Annotated in this window: 18 protein-coding genes; 11 read left to right on the forward strand and 7 right to left on the reverse strand. The window is 54.7% G+C overall.

Annotated elements, in window-relative coordinates:
• Positions 1-8: 8 nt before the first annotated feature.
• Positions 9-1,070 carry an ATP-binding protein gene (locus tag OWK27_RS01660; protein ID WP_242172994.1) on the reverse strand — a complete coding sequence of 354 codons (1,062 nt, stop codon included), beginning with the start codon at positions 1,068-1,070 and terminating at the stop codon, positions 9-11.
• Positions 1,067-1,771, reverse strand: a complete 705-nt coding sequence (locus tag OWK27_RS01665) for a response regulator (RefSeq protein WP_267589670.1) — start codon at positions 1,769-1,771, stop codon at positions 1,067-1,069. The genes OWK27_RS01660 and OWK27_RS01665 overlap by 4 nt, the downstream gene beginning before the upstream one ends.
• Positions 1,772-2,678: 907 nt before the next feature.
• On the opposite strand from OWK27_RS01665, the gene OWK27_RS01670 reads away from it, so the two are divergent.
• Together OWK27_RS01670 and OWK27_RS01675 are read left to right on the forward strand one after the other, a co-directional pair.
• Positions 2,679-3,584 carry an ABC transporter six-transmembrane domain-containing protein gene (locus OWK27_RS01670; RefSeq protein WP_267589671.1) on the forward strand — a complete coding sequence of 302 codons (906 nt, stop codon included), beginning with the start codon at positions 2,679-2,681 and terminating at the stop codon, positions 3,582-3,584.
• A gap of 45 nt (positions 3,585-3,629) precedes the next feature.
• Positions 3,630-6,746 carry a multidrug efflux RND transporter permease subunit gene (locus tag OWK27_RS01675; protein ID WP_267589672.1) on the forward strand — a complete coding sequence of 1,039 codons (3,117 nt, stop codon included), beginning with the start codon at positions 3,630-3,632 and terminating at the stop codon, positions 6,744-6,746.
• Between the two features lie 49 nt (positions 6,747-6,795).
• On the opposite strand, the gene catA is transcribed toward OWK27_RS01675, so the two are convergent.
• Positions 6,796-7,473, reverse strand: coding sequence for a type A chloramphenicol O-acetyltransferase (gene catA, locus OWK27_RS01680; protein WP_267589673.1), 678 nt, complete (start codon positions 7,471-7,473; stop codon positions 6,796-6,798).
• 85 nt (positions 7,474-7,558) lie between these two features.
• Entirely contained in the window at positions 7,559-8,443 is an 885-nt protein-coding gene (locus tag OWK27_RS01685; protein WP_267589674.1) for a LysR family transcriptional regulator, read from the reverse strand.
• A gap of 112 nt (positions 8,444-8,555) precedes the next feature.
• Here OWK27_RS01685 and OWK27_RS01690 point away from each other — a divergent pair, with 112 nt between their 5' ends.
• From OWK27_RS01690 to clcB, 8 genes are all read left to right on the forward strand, one after another.
• Positions 8,556-9,683, forward strand: coding sequence for an alpha/beta hydrolase (locus OWK27_RS01690; RefSeq protein ID WP_267589675.1), 1,128 nt, complete (start codon positions 8,556-8,558; stop codon positions 9,681-9,683).
• Positions 9,684-9,741: 58 nt separating this feature from the next.
• Positions 9,742-10,926: an MFS transporter gene (locus OWK27_RS01695; protein WP_267589676.1), complete on the forward strand. Its 1,185-nt coding sequence runs from the start codon at positions 9,742-9,744 to the stop codon at positions 10,924-10,926.
• 146 nt (positions 10,927-11,072) lie between these two features.
• Positions 11,073-11,816 (forward strand): YoaK family protein, encoded by a 744-nt coding sequence (locus tag OWK27_RS01700; RefSeq protein ID WP_267589677.1) that lies wholly within the window; start codon positions 11,073-11,075, stop codon positions 11,814-11,816.
• Positions 11,817-12,070: 254 nt separating this feature from the next.
• On the forward strand, positions 12,071-12,781 hold the full coding sequence (osmY, locus tag OWK27_RS01705) for an osmoprotectant ABC transporter permease OsmY (protein WP_267589678.1): 711 nt from the start codon (positions 12,071-12,073) through the stop codon (positions 12,779-12,781).
• A gap of 18 nt (positions 12,782-12,799) precedes the next feature.
• On the forward strand, positions 12,800-13,699 hold the full coding sequence (osmX, locus tag OWK27_RS01710; protein WP_148418781.1) for an osmoprotectant ABC transporter substrate-binding protein OsmX: 900 nt from the start codon (positions 12,800-12,802) through the stop codon (positions 13,697-13,699).
• A gap of 8 nt (positions 13,700-13,707) precedes the next feature.
• A complete protein-coding gene (gene osmW / locus OWK27_RS01715) occupies positions 13,708-14,355 on the forward strand; it encodes an osmoprotectant ABC transporter permease OsmW (RefSeq protein ID WP_045332238.1) in 648 nt (215 codons plus the stop codon).
• Positions 14,355-15,503, forward strand: a complete 1,149-nt coding sequence (gene osmV / locus OWK27_RS01720; RefSeq protein WP_148418782.1) for an osmoprotectant ABC transporter ATP-binding protein OsmV — start codon at positions 14,355-14,357, stop codon at positions 15,501-15,503. Before osmW ends, osmV begins: the two co-directional genes overlap by 1 nt.
• A gap of 105 nt (positions 15,504-15,608) precedes the next feature.
• Positions 15,609-16,919: a voltage-gated ClC-type chloride channel ClcB gene (gene clcB, locus OWK27_RS01725; protein ID WP_267589679.1), complete on the forward strand. Its 1,311-nt coding sequence runs from the start codon at positions 15,609-15,611 to the stop codon at positions 16,917-16,919.
• On the opposite strand, the gene bioD is transcribed toward clcB, so the two are convergent.
• The 3 genes from bioD to OWK27_RS01740 all read right to left on the reverse strand — a co-directional run bounded on the left by bioD (position 16,854) and on the right by OWK27_RS01740 (position 19,928).
• Positions 16,854-17,549: a dethiobiotin synthase gene (gene bioD, locus OWK27_RS01730; RefSeq protein ID WP_148418784.1), complete on the reverse strand. Its 696-nt coding sequence runs from the start codon at positions 17,547-17,549 to the stop codon at positions 16,854-16,856. The genes clcB and bioD overlap by 66 nt on opposite strands.
• A 131-nt stretch (positions 17,550-17,680) precedes the next feature.
• The gene (gene mlc, locus OWK27_RS01735; protein WP_176610463.1) at positions 17,681-18,901 is read right to left on the reverse strand and encodes a sugar metabolism global transcriptional regulator Mlc; all 1,221 of its coding nucleotides are present in this window, start codon (positions 18,899-18,901) and stop codon (positions 17,681-17,683) included.
• Between the two features lie 121 nt (positions 18,902-19,022).
• Complete coding sequence (locus OWK27_RS01740) at positions 19,023-19,928, reverse strand: LysR family transcriptional regulator (RefSeq protein WP_267589680.1); 906 nt, start codon at positions 19,926-19,928, stop codon at positions 19,023-19,025.
• Positions 19,929-20,049: 121 nt separating this feature from the next.
• On the opposite strand from OWK27_RS01740, the gene OWK27_RS01745 reads away from it, so the two are divergent.
• Positions 20,050-21,303, forward strand: coding sequence for an MFS transporter (locus tag OWK27_RS01745; protein WP_267589681.1), 1,254 nt, complete (start codon positions 20,050-20,052; stop codon positions 21,301-21,303).
• The last annotated feature ends 5 nt before the right edge of the window (positions 21,304-21,308 follow it).

The raw sequence follows: 21,308 nt of genomic DNA on the forward strand, positions 1-21,308 counted from the left end.
CAAGGTTTTTACACTGGCCACGATAGTTTGAACAGCGAGCCGTTTTCTCGCGTTAGGCTATAGCTAACGTTTCCTCCGTGCGCGTGCATAATGGCCTTAACTACCGACAGCCCTAAACCGCACCCATCAGGATTGACCTTTCTGGCCTCTTCACCTCGCTGAAAAGGCTGGAATAAAGACTTCTGCAACGCTTCCGGAATTCCAGGGCCTTTATCCTGAACGAGAATATAGTTATCGTTTCCCATAACGCCATTTTTCACTAAGAGGGTCTGTGACGTTGAATATTTTAAGGCGTTGTCGAACAGCACCGTCAGGCACTGAATAATACGTAAAGGGTCGCAAACGCTTCGCTGATATTTAAGCTCAGGAATGATTACAAATTGTTTAGCTTTAAAATCAGGCAAAAAGGTTTCGATCGCATTCGAAATCGTTGCCGCAAGATCGACCTCGCTAAGCATCAGGGAGTAACCTGCCCCGCCTGAGGAGCTCACAACGCGAAGATCCTCAATTAAGCTGGTCAATCCTTCCGTTTGTTTCAGGAGGTTTTTTAATAGCGCCGGGTCTGGTTCGAAAACGCCGTCAACCAGTCCCTGAAGCCTTCCCCGCAAAATAGTCACCGGCGTGCGAAGCTCATGGGCGATTGCCGCATTCCATAAATTCCGCTGCGTATCCAGCGTTTGTAATTTTTCCGCCATCTCATTAAAGTCGTTAACGAGATTATTCATCTCACCCAGCTGGGAGCTGCCGCCACACGCTCTGGCGCTAAGATTTCCCTGCGCGATCTGCTTCAGGCTGAACGCCACGTCGTTCAGCGGTTTTAAGATCCTCGCCGACAGTTTGACGGTAAAGAAGAGTGAAACGACCAGACTGGTAAGTGAAGCGATCAGGATCCACATCCAGTCGAGGAAGGTCATATTTTCTTCATTACCCGCATTCGTCCCGCCCGGCAGAAAGTCGATCAGGAAGCTGTAGAATAAATAGGATCCCAGCACGGCAATGGCGATAATGATGAACGTTAACGACAGCATATGCGTCAATATTTGACGGCTCAGAAACGTTTCTTTGTTCATTTTTTTTCACCCAGCCGGTAGCCTAATCCTCTGATGCTTTCAGGCATCCCCTTAAGTCCGGCTTGTTCAAGCTTTTTCCTCAGTTTGCTCATATGACTGTCTACCGTGCGGTCCAGCGTGTCCCCTTCAGGCAAACACGCGTCGAGTAACTCTTCACGTGAACATACCTTCCTTGGGTTTCTGGCTAAATAGGTCAGAAGCTTAAATTTAGTGGTCGTGAGTACCGGCGCGTGAACCTCACCCTCGATAGTAATTTCAATATAAAATTCATCGGGATAAATTGTCAGATACGGCGTTCTTACAGGCCGTGAATGCGGAGCCTCAACTCTCGTTCTGGTTCTGCGAAGTACCGCTTCCACTCTGGCAATAACCTCTGAGGGATTAAAAGGCTTTATGACATAGTCGTCAGCCCCAAGCCGCAGCCCCATAAGCTTATCTACGTCCTGATCCAGTGCGGTAACCATGATGACGGGTACGCTGGTTTCTTTTCTCAGGGTGGTCAGTACATTCCAGCCATCGTATACGGGCAGGTGAATGTCCAGCAGCAGGAGATCCGGTTTATGTATACGGGTAAGATTGATCGCCTGCTCACCATCTTCAGCTCTTAGGGTTTTCATTCCTGTCTTATGCAAATAGCCCGTCAGTATGGCAGCGATGTCATCATCGTCTTCGGCGACGATAATCAGAATGTTGTTGTTCATATTTTCTTCCACAGTACTGATGACAGCGAGGATTTTACCCTGAAAGGTCTTTTAACAACATGGTTAAAAATTATTCGCTGCATTATTATCAACATCTCTTACAGCAGTGCTGTCTGACAGGAAAACCAGGGAGAAGTTCATGAAATTATGCCTGAGGCTTTAAAAAGGTTTTTGCGTTCTCCATACTGGCTACACAATTCAAAAATAACAAAGCAACATTGTCACGTAATAATGATCGTACAGGTAATAAGCGTTCGGGAATCCAGCGACTTTCTTCTGCCCTCGCAGGATAAAGCGCCATAGCAAGACAGCCGCTGCTGCGTAAGGAAAACTATCATAACGGCTAAATTTAATTTACGACATGAAAACGTCGTGGCCTCGTTTTTATACGCATTAGCTTCATGGGGCTTACTATACGCCTGGCTTTGTCTTATGCATTATTTCAATGAAAAAGGAGAGTCAACCTTACCTTTTTCATCACCGATCCGAATATCATTAGCTATAGCCGTGTTGTTTTTCATCATACAGAAAAGACCGGGAGTACTGAAAACCTTCTTTATCATTACATCGGGAACAATATTAACATTCCTGCAAATCATTACTGCCCTGCATTTACTTTTAAAAATCATGCCAGACGTTAGCGATTTGGTTTTTTATTACGAGTGTTTTTTACTGCTGTTTTTTTGCGGCTTGCCCATGTACTTATGTTTACGAATGATTTGATTACACGCCCTGTCATTATGAAAAGTACCTAAGCGTTGGCTACACATAGCCTCCATAAAACCTCCACTCGCGGATGACATCATGAAGATATACTCAGCGCATACCAGCCGATACTTACCTGAACGAACGTCATTAACCAGCGGCAGAATGCTCTCGCCGCTTCGATGCAAAATATATATACAAGATGATCTATAAAGACAAAACAAACGCGCCTGCGGCCTCTGGAGTTGCGCCTTCACTGAAGAGGCTCGCCTTCCGCCACAAAAAAAAGTTGTGTATTACTTTCCTGCTCGTTATTGCTGAAAACGTTGCTTTCCTGCTGTATCCCGTTCTGGCGGGCGTGGCGATAAATGCGATACTGGCGGGTCAAACCTCCCGTGCGGCCATTTATGGCCTGATGGTGCTGTTCATGTGGTGCATCGGCGCCGCCCGACGCAGCGTCGATACGCGAACCTTTGCACGTATCTACGCAAGCCTTGCGGTGACGGTTGTTATCGCTCAACGGAAATACTCGCTTAGTCACTCGACTATCGCCGCGAGAGTCACGCTATCGCGAGAATTTTTGGATTTCTTCGAGCTGCATTTGCCCGTATTTATCACCTCGATTGTTTCGCTTTTCGGCGCGGCAGCGATGCTGTTATGGATTGATTTTTGGGCAGGTGCGATCTGTTTCATCATCGTGGCAATACTGATGGCCTTCGTTCCGGGCTATGCCTTTAAAAACGAGACGTTATACCGTCGGCTTAATAATCGCCTTGAAAAGGAGGTGGATTACGTTAGCAGGGCATCGTTTGGATCCCTGAGCAGACATTATGACACGCTTGCCCGCCTGCGCATGGTCTTGTCCGACAGAGAGGCGTGGGGATATTTTTCCATCGGCATTCTGGTATTTATCCTCTTTTCGGTGACGATTATCAGAATGAGTCTGCAGTCCGGGATCAGCGCTGGTTATATTTATTCCGTAATGACTTATATGTGGATGTTTGCTACAAGCCTGGATGATGCGCCCCATCTCCTCGAGAAATTCTCCCAGCTCAGGGATATCGGTAAGCGGGTTTCTACGGACGATGAAATACCCTTATCAAAATAAACAACTTGACGATAAACTCTTATACGCTGACTGGATAAACCTGTAATGTCACATTTTTTTATTGAACGGCCCATTTTTGCATGGGTTGTCGCGCTGTTTATTGTTCTTACAGGAATATTGTCTATTCCTCGCATTCCCGTTGCGCAATATCCTGCCGTTGCGCCGCCGGGCATTATTATTTCGGTCAGTTATCCTGGCGTTAGCCCGGATGTGATGAACACGTCCGTAGTATCGTTGATTGAGCGTGAAATTTCTGGCGTTGACGATTTGCTCTATTTCGAGTCCTCCACTGACAACACGGGGATGGCAACGATTACGGTAACGTTTAAGCCAGGGACCGATATTAAAATTGCTCAAATGGATCTGCAAAACCAAATTAAGATTGTGGAGCCGCGCCTGCCGCAACCGGTGAGGCAAAATGGCATAAGCGTTGAGGCAGCCAACTCCGGTTTTTTAATGATGGTAGGACTGAAATCAAAAAAAGGAGAATATCAGGAAGCCGACCTGAGCGATTATTTTGCCAGAAACGTCACGGATGAACTCCGACGCGTACCCGGTGTAGGTAAAGTCCAGCTTTTTGGAGGGGAAAAGGCGCTCCGCATATGGCTGGATCCGATGAAATTACACGCGTATGCGCTGTCGGTCACCGACGTATTAAACGCTATCAGCCATCAAAACGTGATTGTTTCTCCGGGCAGAACGGGAGATGAACCTGCAACCAGCGGACAGGGGGTGAGTTATCCTATAACGGTAAAAGGGCAACTCTCTTCGGTAGAGTCGTTTCGTAACATCACGATCAAATCAGAGACCTCCGGTGCTCGCCTGAGGCTGGCAGACGTTGCCCGCGTGGAGATCGGATTGCAAAGCTATGCATTTGGGATACGTGAAAATGGCGTGCCAGCAACGTCTGCCGCTATTCAGCTTTCTCCCGGCGCAAATGCGATGAGTACGGCCGCCAGCATCCGCGCGCGGCTGGCGGAGCTATCCGATGTGCTTCCAGAGGGCATGGCGTTTACCGTACCTTTCGATACGTCTCCGTTTGTTAAGCTTTCTATCCTGAAAGTGGTTGAGACATTTATCGAAGCGATGGTGCTGGTGTTTTTTGTGATGCTGCTTTTTCTGCACAAGATTCGCTGCACGCTTATTCCCGCGATTGTGGCGCCGGTGGCCCTGCTCGGGACCTTTACCGTTATGCTATTCAGTGGTTATTCCATCAATATTTTGACCATGTTTGGTATGGTGCTGGCCATTGGAATTATCGTTGACGATGCAATTGTTGTGGTCGAAAACGTTGAGCGCCTGATGGAAGAAAAAAATATGTCCCCTCAGGAAGCGACGCGAGAAGCGATGAGTGAAATTACTCCGGCCATTATCGGCATTACGCTGGTGCTTACCGCGGTATTTATACCTATGGCTTTCGCCAGCGGATCCGTTGGTATCATTTATCGACAGTTTTGTATTTCGATGGCGATCTCTATTTTACTTTCAGCATTCCTGGCGCTGACGTTAACCCCTGCGCTTTGTGCGACCCTGCTCAAGCCTCATAGCAATCATCACGGTATAAGCAGAGCATTTTCAGTATGGTTCAACGCGCGCTTTCACAGGCTAACCGCATTTTACCTTTCCGGTCTGGGATTTGTGCTCAAGCGTACCGGCCGCATGATGTTGATTTACGCAGCGTTATGTTTAGCACTGTATGCGGGCCTGTCTTCCTTGCCTTCTTCATTTTTGCCAGACGAAGACCAGGGGTATTTTATGTCATCAATCCAGCTCCCCTCTGATGCCACCATGCAGCGAACGCTAAAGGTCGTTGATAAATTTGAAGAGGAAATCGCTCAGCGTCAGGCGATACAGAGTAACATTATGATCCTCGGATTTGGTTTTTCTGGCTCGGGTCAGAACTCGGCCATGGCATTCACCACGCTTAAAGACTGGAAGAAACGCCAGGGGGCCACGGCGCAGAGCGAAGCTGACTCCATTCAGACAAGAATGGCAAACGTGCCTGACGCGGTAACCATGAGCCTGCTGCCTCCGGCAATTTCGGATATGGGTACCTCATCCGGCTTCACCTATTATTTACAGGACAGGGGCGGTAAAGGTTATCCGGCGCTGAAAGCTGCGGCAGACGAACTTGTTATGCAGGCGAATCAGCATGAACAGCTGGCCGATGTTTATATCGATGGGCTTAGTGAGGGAACCAGCCTCGCGCTTAATATCGACAGGGAGAAGGCAGAAGCCATGGGCGTGTCGTTTGATGAAATCAATCAAACTATTTCCGTGGCGACAGGCTCGAATTATGTCAACGATTTTACCAACAACGGCAGGGTTCAGCAGGTTATCGTTCAGGCGGATGCCCCCTACCGGATGCAGCCAGAACAATTACTGGCCCTGTCTGTCAGGAATCGTCTCGGGAAAATGGTTCCCTTATCGACTTTTGTGACGCTTTCCTGGAATGTCGCTCCACAGCAGCTGAACCGCTATCAGGGATTTCCTGCCCTGCGCATAACCGGAAGTGCGGCTCAGGGAAAATCGACGGGTACCGCAATGGACGCGATGGACAGCCTGGCGCGGCGCTTACCTGCGGGCTTTGCAGGTGAATGGGCAGGCAGCTCCTTACAGGAAAAGGAGTCCGCTGCCCAGTTCCCGGCGCTGATTGCCCTGTCGATACTGGTGGTATTTATGGTGCTGGCGGCACTTTACGAAAGCTGGTCTGTTCCGTTCGCGGTAATGCTTGCTGTTCCGCCAGGGCTGGTCGGCGCCGTACTGGCCGTTTCCATTGCGAATAGCGCCAACGATGTCTTCTTTAAGGTCGGCCTGATAACCCTGATCGGACTCTCCGCCAAGAATGCGATTCTTATCATTGAATTTGCCAGGCAGCTGGTGAACGAAGGGCATAACCTGGTTGATGCGACAATGACCGCAGCGAAGCAACGCTTGCGGCCAATACTGATGACCTCTCTGGCGTTTACCTTAGGCGTGGTTCCGCTGATGCTTGCCAGAGGCCCCAGCGACAGCACCCAGCATGCTATCGGAACGGGCGTTTTCGGCGGAATGCTCAGCGGCACGCTACTGGCCATTTTCTTCGTCCCGGTATTCTTCGTCGTGATTACGCGGTTGACTGAAGTGCGAAAAGGCAGGTTGATAAAACGCCAGGACGTCTGAGATCGTCCACTCTCCCGGCCAGTCCAGAGCTTTTTATCTCCGGGCTGGCTTATGGCATCTCAGGCTCTGAATAGCACGCTACGTCATCACACATTTCCTGCAGCTCATTGATCAGTCTTGCCACATGGAAACCATCGCACACGGAGTGATGAACCTGAACGGCGAAAGGCAGCAAGACTTTCCCGTCCTGCGCGTAATATTTCCCGAACGTGAACATGGGCGCAAAAAAGTTCTGCATGTTAGCGACGTTGACATTAAAAGTAGTGAAACTCACCCAGGGAATATTCGATATGAAGAAAACATTTTCCCGGGACTCTTCCTTAGGCCAGTAGGCAAGGTTATCACCATAGCGAGAAACGTCTTCTGCATAAACGTTCTGAAAGTGACTAATATTCCCGTCAAAGTGGCTCCATAATGATGAAAACGTCTCCGTCTCTTTATGGAAAAGGGTGTACCCTGGATGCACCTCGTTCCATATTATAAGCTCATCATCCTTCATGGCCATGCGGAATTCCGGATGCCGGTTTACGGCTTTTGAAATAAGGGCAATAATCGCAGGATAAAATTTCCAGCCAGCCTGTTTGATATGTTTTAGCAGCGCGGTAATGTCCAGCTGAACCGTTTGGTTAAACGTGGATTGAGCAAAGCCCTGAAATACCGCAAAGTGTTCCTTTCTTGCCCAACGGGATAGATCAACAGTCGTATATTCTGCCGTTATTTTTGTCATTTCTTAGCCTTAGTTGAGCAGCGCAATATAAAATAGTAGCGTATCACAACCATAGTGGCTGTATAGGCCGTAGCGTAGATGGCCCTTAAATTTTCAGCGTATCAATCACGGCTCTCAGCGCCGGCGACACGTTACGGTGCGGATAATAGAGATATAGCCCGTCCATCCGCAGGCTGTAGCGCTGCAAAACGCGTATCAGCGTGCCGCGCTCCAGATCGTCAGCCACCTGCTCAACCGGAACGTAGGCCAGCCCAAGCCCCAGGCGCGCCGCTTCGGCCTCCATATAGCTGTCCGAAAAGGCCCACTGGCCCTCGGGGCGATGCGTAAAACGCTTTTCGTCCTGCACCAGTTCCCACTGATAGTGGCTACCGTCGGCAAACTGATAGGCAATGCACGGATGGGCAACTAAATCTGCGGGCGTCTGCGGAAAACCGTAGCGACGAAAATGTTCCGGGGCGGCCACCACGGCCATTTCCATATCGGGCGTGATGCGTACGGCAATCATTCCCTGCCCCACCTCCGGCCCCAGCCGGACGCCCGCATCAAACCGTTCGGCGATAATGTCCACGAAGCGGCTTTCATTCATCAGCTCCAGCCGAATATCCGGGTAGCGCTGTTTGAATACGGCAAGCTTTGGCAGCAGGCATTTTTCGATGGCGTGCTGGCTGGCATTGATGCGCACGGTTCCGGCAGGCGTCTGGCGGTAATGTGCCAGTCGGGTAAGGCCGGAATCGAGCGAGTCAAAGGCCGCGCCCGCGGTCTCATAAAGCTGTTCCCCGGCGTGGGTCAGCGACAGTTTACGCGTGGTCCGCATCAGAAGCTGAACGCCCAGCCGCTCTTCCAGCTCCCGGACCGAGCGGCTGATCCCGGATTGTGCAAGCCCGAGCCGCTGTGCGGCTGCCGTAAAGCTTCCCTCGCGCACCACCTGAATAAACAGGTACAGCTCGTTGTAGTTTTCCCGCTTCGCCATCGCCCCTCCATTTATAACAATATGATATTAATTTTAGCAGCTTTCGGCCTCTAATCATCACTATTACTGCTAACTATAATGACCCCCATCACAACAACACGCGGTACCTCTTATGAAAACATTCACCCAAAAACTATCCGTAGCGATGCTGCTATGCGCATCATTAAGTGGAGTGACGACAATGAGTTATGCAGAAACAACGAATCCAAACGCGCCCGTTTCGATGGTGACCACCTGGGATAAAACGTTCGCCGAGAGCGATAAGGTTGACCATCGCAAGGTGACGTTCCAGAACCGGTACGGGATCGTCCTGGTTGGGGATCTCTACATTCCTAAAAACCGCGGCGACCACAATCTGGCAGCGATTGCCGTCAGCGGGCCTTTTGGCGCGGTCAAAGAACAATCCAGCGGACTGTACGCCCAGACCCTTGCTGAACAGGGTTTCGTTACCCTGGCGTTCGACCCGTCTTATACCGGTGAAAGTGGCGGCCAGCCGCGCAACGTAGCCTCTCCTGATATCAACACCGAAGACTTTAGCGCCGCGGTGGATTTCCTGGGATTACAGAAAGAAGTTGACCGTAACCGTATTGGCATTCTCGGCATCTGCGGCTGGGGCGGTATGGCGCTGAACGCGGCATCCATGGATACCCGCGTGAAGGCGGTTGCCACCAGCGTCATGTATGACATGAGCCGCGCGATGGGTCACGGCGTGGGCGACGGGAAAGATCGTTACACGACGGCCGATCGCCGGGCCGTATTGCAGTATCTGAACGCACAGCGCTGGAAAGATGCCGAAAGCGGCACCTTCGCCCACGGCGGCCATGACATTTATGTTGATGAAAACGGTAAGGTGACGGCGGCCGAACGGATCCTGCCGGAAGCGTTACCCGCCGATCCGCATCCGGTTCTGAAAGAATTTTATGACTACTACCGAATGCCGCGCGGCTTCCACGCCCGTTCCGTTAACTCCACCGGCGCGTGGACCGCGACCATGCCGTTATCCTTTATGAATATGCCGCTGCTGAGCTATGCCGGGGAGATCGCCATTCCTACGCTGATTGTGACCGGTGAAAACGCGCACTCTCGCTATTTTGCGGAAGACGCGTTTAAGGCCGTCGGCAGTAAACAGAAAGAGCTGGTGATTGTCCCGGGCGCAAACCACGTCGATCTCTACGACAACGCCGCGGGGAAAATCCCGTTCGCGCAGTTTGCGCAGTTCTTCAAAACCAGCCTGAAATAATACGCACAGCCCCCGAGTCTCAAGGGGGCTTCTCTTCTCTCCGCTGTGAATTACGACTATGTCTACGCTGAACCCCATCACATCACGTAATACTGAACCTGCGCGCTGGGGAGGTATTTTTGCCATGACCCTGTGCGTATTCGTTCTGATTGCCTCGGAATTTATGCCCGTCAGCCTGCTCATGCCCCTTGCCCGGGATTTAGGCGTGACGGAGGGGCTGGCAGGCCAGGGTATCGCCATTTCCGGTGCGCTGGCGGTCCTGACCAGCCTTTTTCTTTCCCAACTTGCCGGGAATATGAACCGTAAATATCTTCTGCTGGGCATGACCATGCTGATGGCGCTATCGGGGATCGTCATCGCCTTCGCCCCGAACTATCTGGTCTATATGACGGGCCGGGCGCTGATCGGCATTGCCATCGGCGGGTTCTGGTCGATGTCTGCCGCAACGGCCATCCGCCTGGTGCCACAGCATCAGGTCTCCCGAGCGCTGGCGATTTTCAACGGCGGCAACGCGCTGGCGACGGTTGTCGCCGCGCCGCTGGGCAGCTATCTTGGATCGACCATCGGCTGGCGAGGCGCGTTTCTCTGCCTGGTTCCCGTGGCGATAGCGGCGTTCGTCTGGCAATGGTTTAGCCTGCCCGCTATGAACGCAAACCAGGGCCAGGGGTCACACAAAAGCGTATTTCGCCTGATTCGCCAGCCCGCGGTTTCCGTTGGTCTGATGGCGTGTGGTCTGTTCTTTATGGGCCAGTTTGCGTTATTTACCTATGTTCGTCCCTTCCTCGAAACCGTCACGCAGGTGAGCGCCTCCGGCCTGTCGCTGATCCTGCTGGGTATCGGAATAGCGGGTTTTGTCGGCACGACGATCGTGGCCCTGGTACTGAATGCCGCCTTTTACCGGACATTAATGGCCATACCTTTGCTGATGGCGATAATTGCCGGCGTGCTGATCCTGGCCGGGCATAGCCTGTGGATCGTTGCCCTGCTGTTTGGGTTCTGGGGAATGCTGGCAACGGCGGCGCCCACGGGCTGGTGGACGTGGCTCGCCCGGACGCTCCCGGAAGATGCCGAGGCGGGCGGCGGGCTGATGGTCGCGGTGATCCAGCTCTCCATCGCTCTCGGCTCGACGGCAGGTGGCCTGATGTTTGACTCCCTTGGATGGCAGAGCACCTTCGGGCTGAGCGGCATATTACTGCTGAGCGCGGTGGGGCTGACCTTTAAGGCGTCGCGCTACGCAAGATAAGGCATTATATTAACAGGGTTATTTTATTTAATTACAAAACCACGAACACCTCCCGATGAAATAATAATTAAGCAATATCCTGGTCAGCCAGCGATATCGCTTTGTTAGCTTGAAGAATCAGGCAAAGCTCAAACGGGAGGTATTCTTTGCTGATTAAATTAAAGAAAGAACGAACGCATCAGGAGGATCGCCGTCTTGCTCTGTGGCTGGCGACCTCCGCGGGTCTGCTGAATGCCATTGCGCTGGGCGCGTTTGGCTTTTTTCCCTCCCACATGACGGGTAACACCTCGCAGCTATCCAGCGAAGTCTCCTCCACCGATCTTAACGATATCCTTTTCTTCGGCGCCATTATTCTGTCGTTTGTGACGGGCGCCATTGTCGCCAGAATAATTGTTATCTGGGGCATTATCCATAACGTCAGGCTGGTATTTAGCCAGGTTCTGCTGGTAGAAGGTTTTTTACTGGCCGGGGTTTCTCTCTACGAACTCTATTTCCACTCCTTCGCCACAAATCAGGAAATTATTCTTTTCCTGTGTGGACTGATGGGGATCCATAATTCCACCTCCACGCAGCTTTCGGGCGGGCGGGTGAGATCAACCCATATTACCGGCACGCTAACCGATGCGGGCATTTCGCTGGCCTCCGTCATGGTCGCCATGCTGCGCCGGGATTACTCAAAAGACACGGCGGCGCAGAAAAGCCAGCTAAAAACCCATTTAACCACCCTGTTCTCGTTTATCACCGGCGGTATTGCGGGGCTGATCCTCTTTCGCTGGTTTGGATTCAACGCGATGCTGGCGCTGGGGCTGATGCTGGTACTCGTGGCTGGCTTCTCGATTGTTCGCATCTCATGGCGTGTTCGAAAGGTTCGTGCCGCCCTGAGCCGATAGCCCGCCGCTATGCCTTAGGTGACGTTGTCACTTAAGGCGCTTCTCTTTAAGACTATTCTGCCTTCCCGCTGACAGCCCTTATCGCATAAGGCTTAGTCCAGGTTGTCACTAATTTCATAGGGTTACTGTTTTACCCCCTTCGCTGGAACCCGTCCCATTCGCTTGCTATAGGTGAAGTACCCCTGCCGAAACATGGCATAACAACAGGCAACCGGTGGTTGCTATAACGCATGCGCACAGGGAGACACACCGCAATGCACCCATTACTCAAACGATCGCTGCTTTTTATCGGCGCCATTATCGTGGTTCTCGCCCTCCTCGTCTGGGGAATTGGGCCTGAGACGATTAAGGCGCGCCAGGTTGACCTGCTCTATCTCGGACGGCAGCACCTGATTCTGGTCTTCTCATCGATGTTCTTTGCCCTGCTGGTCGGTATTCCAAGCGGTATTCTGCTGAGCCGCCCGGCCGCGCGAGGTATCGCTGAATACGTGATGCAAATCTTCAACGTGGGCAATACCCTTCCTCCGCTGGCGGTGCTGGCGCTGGCGATGGTGGTGATTGGCATTGGCGATAAGCCAGCCATTATCGCCCTGTTCCTCGCCTCGCTGCTGCCGATTGTGCGTAATACCTATGCCGGGCTGTGCTCCGTTCCCTCATCGTTGCTGGAAGCGGCGAACGGCATTGGCATGACCAAATGGCAGCGCCTGCGCCAGGTTGAGATCCCCAACGCCTGGCCGGTGATGCTCTCCGGGATCCGCATAGCCACCGCGATTAACGTCGGCACCGCACCGCTGGCGTTCCTGATTGGTGCCAGCAGCTACGGCGAGCTGATATTCCCCGGCATTTATCTGAATGACTTCCCGACGCTGATCCTGGGCGCGGCGGCTACCGCCCTGTTCGCCCTGATCCTGGATACCCTGCTGGCCGCGCTGGGCCGCGTGATGAGCCCACATCTCGCTCAATAACAATAACAAGGAGCTTCTATGAGACCGTTTTCCCGCCTGGCGGCGCTGTGTGCCGCCGCGCTCTTCTCCAGCCACGCGCTGGCGGCCCCGCTAATCCTGGCGACCAAGAGCTTTACCGAGCAGCACATCCTGTCGGCCATGACCGTGCAGTACCTGCAAAAGAAAGGCTTTCAGGTGCAGCCGCAAACCAATATTGCAACGGTAATTTCCCGTAACGCGATGATCAACAAGCAGATCGATATGACGTGGGAGTATACCGGTACGTCGCTAATCATCTTTAACCACATCAACAAGCGCATGTCGCCGCAGGAGTCTTACGAGACGGTGAAACGCCTGGACGCAAAGCACGGCCTGGTGTGGCTTAAACCTGCCGATATGAACAACACCTACGCCTTCGCCATGCAGCGCAAGCGCGCCGAGGCGGAACATATCAACACCATGTCTGAGATGGTGGCAAAGATTGAGCACGTCCGTAAAACCGACCCGGATAACAACTGGATGCTGGGTCTTGACCTGGAGTTTGCCGGACGCAGCGACGGGATGAAACCGCTGCAGGCGGCCTACGGCATGGAGCTCGACCGCCCGCAGATCCGCCAGATGGATCCTGGTCTGGTCTATAACGCGGTGCGCGACGGCTTTGTCGATGCGGGGCTGATTTACACCACCGACGGGCGGGTAAAAGGTTTCGATCTCAAAGTGCTGGAAGACGATAAAGGCTTCTTCCCGAGCTACGCCGTGACGCCGGTCGTGCGTAAAGACACGCTGGATGCCAACCCGGGGCTGGAAGAGGCGCTTAACACCCTCTCAGCCCAGCTTAACAACGACGTTATCACCGAGCTGAACAAGAAGGTGGATATCGACCATCAGTCACCGCAGCAGGTCGCCCGTGATTTCCTGCGTAGCAAACGACTGCTGTAGGAGGCGCTATGGAGACCATTCACTACATTTTCGACAACTGGGACTATCTGCTCACCCTGACGCTTCAGCATCTGTGGCTGGTGGCCCTGGCCGTGGGGCTGGCGATAATTATTGGCGTTCCGCTGGGCATTTTGATCGTTCGCCACAAATGGCTGGCTACGCCGGTGCTGGGGATTGCCACCATCGTGCTCACCATCCCGTCTATCGCGCTTTTCGGCCTGATGATCCCGCTCTTTTCGCTGATCGGTCAGGGCATTGGCGCCCTGCCCGCCATTACGGCGGTGTTCCTCTACTCGCTGCTGCCGATAGTGCGTAATACCCATACCGCGCTCGACAGCCTGCCCCCCGGGCTGCGCGAAGCGGGACGCGGTATCGGCATGACCTTCTGGCAGCGCCTGCGCTGGGTGGAAATCCCGATGGCGCTGCCGGTGATCTTTGGCGGGATCCGCACCGCCGTGGTGATGAACATCGGCGTTATGGCGATTGCCGCCGTGATCGGCGCGGGCGGGCTCGGCCTGCTGCTGCTTAACGGCATTGGCGGAAGCGATATTCGCATGTTGATTGCGGGCGCGCTGATGATCTGTCTTTTAGCGATTGTGCTCGACTGGCTGCTGCACCGTTTGCAGGTAGTACTGACTCCGAAGGGGATTCGATAATGATAAAACTGGAAAACCTCACCAAACAATTTTCACAGAAGCACGGCCAGACCGTTAAGGCCGTCGACAACGTTAACCTGAACGTGCCCGAAGGGGAAATGTGCGTGCTGCTCGGCCCGTCCGGCTGCGGGAAAACCACTACCCTGAAGATGATTAACCGGCTTATCGCCCCAAGCAGCGGTAAAATCCTGATTAACGGCGAAGACACCAGCGGAATGGACACCGTTACCCTGCGCCGCAACATTGGCTACGTGATCCAGCAGATTGGCCTGTTCCCGAACATGACCATCGAAGAGAACATCACCGTTGTGCCGCGCATGCTGGGCTGGGACAAAGCCCGCTGTAAAGCCCGTGCCGAAGAGCTGATGGATATGGTGGCGATGGATCCGCACAAGTTCCTGAACCGCTATCCGCGCGAGATGTCCGGCGGCCAGCAGCAGCGTATCGGCGTGATCCGCGCGCTGGCGGCGGATCCGCCGGTACTGCTGATGGATGAGCCATTCGGCGCGGTGGACCCGATCAACCGTGAGGTGATCCAGAACCAGTTCCTGGAAATGCAGCGCAAGCTGAAAAAGACCGTCATGCTGGTGAGCCACGATATTGACGAAGCGCTCAAGCTAGGCGATCGCATCGCCGTTTTCCGCCAGGGGCGTATCGTCCAGTGCGCCAGCCCGGACGAGCTGCTGGCGAAGCCGGCCAATGAGTTTGTCGGCTCTTTCGTGGGCCAGGATCGCACGCTGAAACGCCTGCTGCTGGTTTCCGCGGGTGACGTGACCGATCGGCAGCCTACCCTCACGGTGCGCGAATCAACGCCGCTGCCGGAGGCCTTTGCCATCATGGACGATAACGATATTCGCGCCATTACCGTGGTTGACGAACAGGGCAAGCCGCTGGGCTTTGTGAAGCGCCGCGAAGCGCGTAATGCCGACGGCGCCTGCGTCGACATCCTCCATCCGTTCCGCATGACCGGTAAGGCCGAAGACAACCTGCGCGTGGTGCTTTCTCGCCTGTATGAGAGCAACACCAGCTGGATGCCGATCGTGGACGAAGACGGACGCTACAACGGCGAAATTTCTCAGGATTATATTGCGGAGTATTTGAGTTCAGGGCGCACGCGCCGGGCGTTAAATATTCATAGCGACAGTTAAACACCCACGCCGGGCTATGCCCGGCCTCTTTTTCGCACGCATACCTTTTGCTAACCCCTCGTTTTCCTATCACAATATCCTATCGTCTCCGTTTAATTCTGCCCCATGCAACGACTTCACGCTTACCCCGACATTCGCGCCATGTTCCGCCGGCTCCTGATCGCCACCGTGACCGGCGTGCTGGCGGCGCTGGCCGTAGCGGCATTTCGCCACAGCATGTATCTGCTGGAGTGGCTGTTTCTCAGCAACGTAAGCGGTAGCCTGGTAAACGCCGCCGCCGCGTTATCTCCCTGGCGTCGGGCGCTGACGCCCGCGTTGGGCGGCCTGGCCGCAGGCATCCTGCTGTGGGGATGGCAGCGGCTTACGGCGCAACGCCCGCATGCGCCAACGGATTATATGGAAGCGCTGGAAACGGGTGACGGCCAGTTTGATTACGGCGCCAGCCTGGTGAAATCCCTCGCGTCGCTGCTGGTGGTCTCCAGCGGGAGCGCCATCGGCCGTGAGGGCGCCATGATCCTGCTCGCGGCGCTCGCCGCCTCCTTTTTTGCACAGCGTTTTACGCCGAAATCTGAATGGAAACTGTGGATAGCCTGCGGTGCCGCCGCCGGGATGGCCAGCGCCTATCACGCGCCGCTGGCCGGGAGCCTGTTTATCGCTGAGATCCTGTTCGGCACCCTCATGCTGGCCTCGCTCGGCCCGGTAGTGATTGCCGCCGTGGTGGCGCTGCTCACCACGCGTCTGTTAAGCCCCGGCGCAAACACGCTTTATACGGTGCACCTGAGCGAAGCCTTAACGGCCGCAGATTATGCGCTGATGGTTGGCGTCGGCTTGCTGGCAGGGGTTTGCGGCCCGCTGCTGATGTGGCTGATGGGTTTTAGCCATACGCTGTTTCTGCGTCTGAAGCTTTCGCCGCCGTGGCAGCTGGCGCTGGGTGGGCTGATCGTCGGGCTGCTGTCGCTGCTAACGCCGAAGGTTTGGGGAAATGGCTACAGCGTGGTTCAGGCATTTTTGCAGTCGCCACCGCTGTTGTCGGTGATTGCGGGCGTCTTTATCTGCAAGCTGCTGGCGGTGCTGGCGAGCAGCGGCTCCGGTGCGCCCGGTGGGGTATTCACGCCAACGCTGTTTGTCGGTATGGCGACCGGCATGCTGTTTGCGCAGCTATTTGCCCTGTGGTTTCCTGGCGCTGAGACGGCGATTTTGCTCGGGCTGGCGGGGATGGCGACGTTGCTCGCCGCCACCACGCACGCGCCGATCATGTCGGCCCTGATGGTATGTGAAATGACCGGGCAGTATGTCTTACTCCCCGGCTTGCTGGTTGCCTGCGTGGTGGCGTCCGTACTGTCGAGGACGTTACGCCACGACTCGATCTACGGGCAGCATACCGCCGAAAGCAGAGAGATCGACGTAGTGCGCTAGGTCGCGCTGTTCGGCGCGGGGCAGATAAGGCAGTTCACCCACCAGCGGACCAGGCAGTTTTTTGCTCAGCACGTCGATGATTTCAGCGTAGTGCGCAAGGCCGGGGTTAATCCGGTTCGCCACCCATCCAATCAGCGGCAGGCCGTCATTCGCAATAGCCTGCGCCGTCAGCAAGGCGTGGTTGATGCACCCTTCCTGAATACCCACCACCATCACCACCGGCAGTTGCTCCTGCACCACCCACTCGGATAGCGGACGCAAATCGTTCATCAGGCTGCGCCAGCCGCCGGTACCTTCAACGACAACGTGGTCAACCTGTTCACTCAGGTTTGCCAGGCCATCAGAAAGCAGGCTGTAGTTAATTAGCCCGCTGTGGGCGACGCTGCTCTCCTCCTCGCTCAGGGCGATAGGATTAACGGCGTCATAGGGCAGCTCCAGAGACGAGACGCTTTGCAGAACCAGGGCGTCTTTATTACGCAGCCCTTCTGGCGTCTCTTTACTGCCTTTTGCAACCGGCTTGTATCCTGCAACGCGTTCACCCCTTGCCGCCAGGGCCTGCAACAACGCGCGGGATACCACTGTCTTCCCGACAGAAGTATCAGTACCAGTAATAAAGAAACGCTTAAGCATGACTCATTCCACCTCTTGGGTATGCTTCAAAAATATAAACCAGGTAAATAATTCAGTGGGGGAAAGTCTACGGGATGCGTGCGCTACCCGGCTTGAGATAGCGCAATTTTTCGTACATCAGTGGAAAAGAGTTAGCCCTGCAGTAAACGAATCAGCAGCGAGCCGTTGTACATCGCATCTTTAACCAGCGCGGCGCCCGCCATCGTTCCCTGGTTGGAGAACTGGGTGCTTTCGACCACGATATTTTTGCTGTAAGCGGGAAGTGCCTGCTGGCTGATACAGGCGGAGATCGCCGGAAAGAGGATCTCCGCCGCCTGGCTGAGCGGCGAGCCAATCAGGATTTTTTGCGGATTGAACAGGTTCACCATTATGGCCAGAATGCGCCCGACGTTATTGCCCACGCCAGTAATGATGTCCTTCGCCAGCAGATCGCCCTGCCTTGCCGCCGCGCACAGCGCATCTACGCTCAGCGGCTGCCCATGCAGCGTGGAGCTCATCGACTGGCTGAGTCGCACCTGCGCCAGCTCCAGCACGCTTTCGACGCTGGCGATCGTCTCAAGGCAGCCGTGGTTACCGCAGTAGCAGCGTTTACCGTACGGATCGACCTGCGTATGGCCGATCTCCACCAGACTGCTGCTGCCGGCGTGTAAAAGTCGTCCGTCGGTGATCACCCCCGCCCCGACGTTGTGGTCAATCACAACCTGAATCACGTCTCGTGCGCCGCGGGAAGCCCCAAACAGCGCCTCGGCCATCGTCCAGGCGCTGATATCATGCTGTATGTAGACCGGCACGCCGGTATGGCTTTCCAGCACTTCTCCCAGCGGCATCTCTTTGACGTTTTCATAAAACGGCATGCGGTGCACAATGCCATTTTCGGTATCAATAATTCCCGGCAGGGTAATTGCAATTGCCGTTAGGCGTTCGAGGCGCTGCTGATGGCGAATAAAGAACTGGTCGATATGGATCAGAATGGCGTCAAGAAGAGGTTGTTCTGCGTCGAGCGGGAGTTCCAGCCGGTCTTCTACCACCAGCTTGCTGCTCAAATCTCGCAGCGCGAGAAAGATTTCCCCGCGGCTAATGCGCAGCGACAGGTAGTGCCATGCCTCGGTTTCGACCACCAGCCCTACCGCCGGACGGCCGCGGCTGCCAGGCTCCTGAATTTCCGTCTCCTGAACCAGATGGGCTTCCAGCATTTCGCGGACAATCTTGGTGATACTGGCGGGTGCCAGCTGTGCCAGGCGCGAAAGATCGATACGCGAAACCGGACCGAGCTGATCAATCAGGCGATAAACGGCGCCCGCGTTGGTCTGCTTTATCTGATCGATATGCCCTGGCTGACTATCAGCAACCACCTCGTACTCCCTTATTTTCGAGCTTCGAAATAAACTGAGGGCTATGGTGAAGCACTTCAATGGCCGACGTCAAATTTTTACTTAGCCATGTGATTTACTGCACATTTTTGCCCACTTTTCCCTATAAATAGCGCCCGTGAGAGGCGGTAATTAGCGCTGCTTTGAAACGTTGTGCCGCGTGGCTTTGTTCATGATGTTTAGACCACACCAGCCACATCTCCGACACCGCATCCGGCTCGGCAATAGTTACCCAGCGCATTTCCGGCAGCTGCACCCGCTTGAACGAGGCCGGAAGAATCGAAACGCCAAGCCCTGCGGCAACGAGACCAATGATCGTCATTGCTTCTCCTACCTCCTGGGCGATGGTCGGAACAAGCCCATAGCGCCTCATCAGGCCGAGAATATCGTCGTACAGCCCGGTCCCCACCTGCGGGTCAAAAAAGACAAACGGCTCTTTCGCCAGTTCAGCCAGCGTGACGCTGTGCTTAGCGGCGAGAGGATGGTCGCGGGGGATCATCGCCATCAGCGGTTCCCGCAGGATCACCTGCCACGCCAGGGTATCAGGCAACCGCGTGTTGCGCATCAGCCCCAGGTCGAGCGAGCCTTCATTGAGCGGCGATATTTGTTCCCGGGTATTTATTTCGCGAGTCTGAATATGCACGTCGGGAAAGTTGCGACGAAACGATGACAGCGTTTGTGAAACGGCGCTGATAAAGGGAGCCGACGAGGTAAACCCGATGCGCAACTCCCCCGTTTCGCCAAGATAGAGCCGCTCCGCTCTGGCCGCGGCGTCATCCACCATGCTCAGGATTTGTCGGCTGTCGGCGAGAAACTGCTTCCCCGCCGCCGTCAGGCTCACGCTGCGGTTGGTTCGCGCCAGCAGGCGCGCCCCCACCTGCTGCTCCAGGATTTGGATCTGCTGGCTTAGCGGCGGCTGAGAGATGTTCAGCCTTGCCGCGGCGCGGCCAAAATGCAGTTCTTCGGCGACGGCAACAAAATAACGCAAATGGCGCAGTTCGATATTCATATTTATAAAGTATCATTTGAGATTATTAATATATTAGACAGAATATTTACATTTTCCTACCCTGATCCTGTGGTCATACCCGTCACCAGAAATCACGGGGATGTTTAAGCAAGGATTACGTGTGAGTCGTACAACAGCTGTTGATGTCGCGCCGGCAAGCGACATTGATGTCTTACCCGCAGCACCGCAGCCGGTTCAGTTTATTAAGCGTGGAACACCGCAGTTTATGCGCGTCACCCTGGCGCTCTTTTCCGCAGGTCTCGCCACCTTTGCCCTGCTCTACTGCGTACAGCCTATTCTGCCGGTCCTGTCGCATGAGTTTGGCGTGTCGCCGGCCAGCAGCAGTATTTCTCTCTCCATCTCAACCGGGATGCTGGCGATTGGTCTGCTGTTCACCGGGCCACTGTCGGACGCTATCGGCCGCAAGCAGGTCATGGTAACGGCGTTAATGCTGGCCTCCGTTTGTACCCTGCTGTCCACTATGATGACCAGCTGGCACGGCATTCTGATCGCGCGCGCGCTGATTGGCCTCTCCCTCAGCGGCGTGGCGGCGGTGGGGATGACCTACCTCAGCGAAGAGATCCACCCGAGTTTTGTGGCCTTTTCCATGGGGCTGTACATCAGCGGGAACTCTATCGGCGGGATGAGCGGACGCCTGCTGAGCGGCGTGTTTACGGATTTCTTTAGCTGGCGCATTGCCCTGGCGGTTATCGGCTGCTTCGCGCTCGCCTCGGCGCTGATGTTCTGGAAAATACTGCCGGAATCGCGCCATTTCCGCCCTGCCTCCCTGCGCCCGAAAACGCTGTTTATCAACTTCCGCCTGCACTGGCGCGATAAGGGATTGCCGCGTTTGTTCCTGACCGGTTTCCTGCTGATGGGCTCTTTCGTGACGCTGTTCAACTATATTGGCTATCGTCTGATGCTCTCTCCGTGGCATCTCAGCCAGGCGCTGGTGGGTTTGCTCTCCGTTGCGTATCTCACCGGAACCTGGAGTTCGCCAAAAGCCGGGGCCATGACGGCTCGCTACGGCCGCGGCCCGGTGATGCTGGCTTCTACTGCCGTGATGCTGTTCGGGCTGCTGATGACGCTTTTCTCCTCCCTTTGGCTGATTTTTGCCGGCATGCTGCTCTTCTCCGCCGGATTCTTTGCCGCGCACTCCGTTGCCAGCAGCTGGATTGGCCCGCGCGCGCGCCGCGCCAAAGGCCAGGCGTCGTCGCTGTATCTGTTTAGCTATTACCTCGGTTCCAGCATTGCCGGTACGCTCGGCGGCGTGTTCTGGCATCACTACGGCTGGAACGGCGTAGGCGGGTTTATTGCCCTGATGCTGTGCGCTGCGCTGCTGGTGGGCGCCAGCCTGCATAAACGTCTGCAATAGGTTAA

Origin of the sequence: Enterobacter cloacae complex sp. 2022EL-00788, from assembly GCF_026627565.1 — a bacterium.
In the GTDB taxonomy this organism is placed as follows: domain Bacteria; phylum Pseudomonadota; class Gammaproteobacteria; order Enterobacterales; family Enterobacteriaceae; genus Enterobacter; species Enterobacter pasteurii.

Excerpts from the sequence above, each read along its gene's own strand:
- OWK27_RS01690 (WP_267589675.1), top strand. The coding sequence starts at position 8,556 with ATGAAAACATTCACCCAAAAACTATCCGTAGCGATGCTGCTATGCGCA.
- bioD (WP_148418784.1), bottom strand. The coding sequence starts at position 17,549 with ATGCTTAAGCGTTTCTTTATTACTGGTACTGATACTTCTGTCGGGAAG.
- OWK27_RS01660 (WP_242172994.1), bottom strand. The coding sequence starts at position 1,070 with ATGAACAAAGAAACGTTTCTGAGCCGTCAAATATTGACGCATATGCTG.
- clcB (WP_267589679.1), top strand. The coding sequence starts at position 15,609 with ATGCAACGACTTCACGCTTACCCCGACATTCGCGCCATGTTCCGCCGG.
- OWK27_RS01665 (WP_267589670.1), bottom strand. The coding sequence starts at position 1,771 with ATGAACAACAACATTCTGATTATCGTCGCCGAAGACGATGATGACATC.
- osmX (WP_148418781.1), top strand. The coding sequence starts at position 12,800 with ATGAGACCGTTTTCCCGCCTGGCGGCGCTGTGTGCCGCCGCGCTCTTC.
- OWK27_RS01675 (WP_267589672.1), top strand. The coding sequence starts at position 3,630 with ATGTCACATTTTTTTATTGAACGGCCCATTTTTGCATGGGTTGTCGCG.
- OWK27_RS01670 (WP_267589671.1), top strand. The coding sequence starts at position 2,679 with ATGATCTATAAAGACAAAACAAACGCGCCTGCGGCCTCTGGAGTTGCG.
- OWK27_RS01685 (WP_267589674.1), bottom strand. The coding sequence starts at position 8,443 with ATGGCGAAGCGGGAAAACTACAACGAGCTGTACCTGTTTATTCAGGTG.
- catA (WP_267589673.1), bottom strand. The coding sequence starts at position 7,473 with ATGACAAAAATAACGGCAGAATATACGACTGTTGATCTATCCCGTTGG.
- osmW (WP_045332238.1), top strand. The coding sequence starts at position 13,708 with ATGGAGACCATTCACTACATTTTCGACAACTGGGACTATCTGCTCACC.
- OWK27_RS01740 (WP_267589680.1), bottom strand. The coding sequence starts at position 19,928 with ATGAATATCGAACTGCGCCATTTGCGTTATTTTGTTGCCGTCGCCGAA.
- osmY (WP_267589678.1), top strand. The coding sequence starts at position 12,071 with ATGCACCCATTACTCAAACGATCGCTGCTTTTTATCGGCGCCATTATC.
- osmV (WP_148418782.1), top strand. The coding sequence starts at position 14,355 with ATGATAAAACTGGAAAACCTCACCAAACAATTTTCACAGAAGCACGGC.
- OWK27_RS01695 (WP_267589676.1), top strand. The coding sequence starts at position 9,742 with ATGTCTACGCTGAACCCCATCACATCACGTAATACTGAACCTGCGCGC.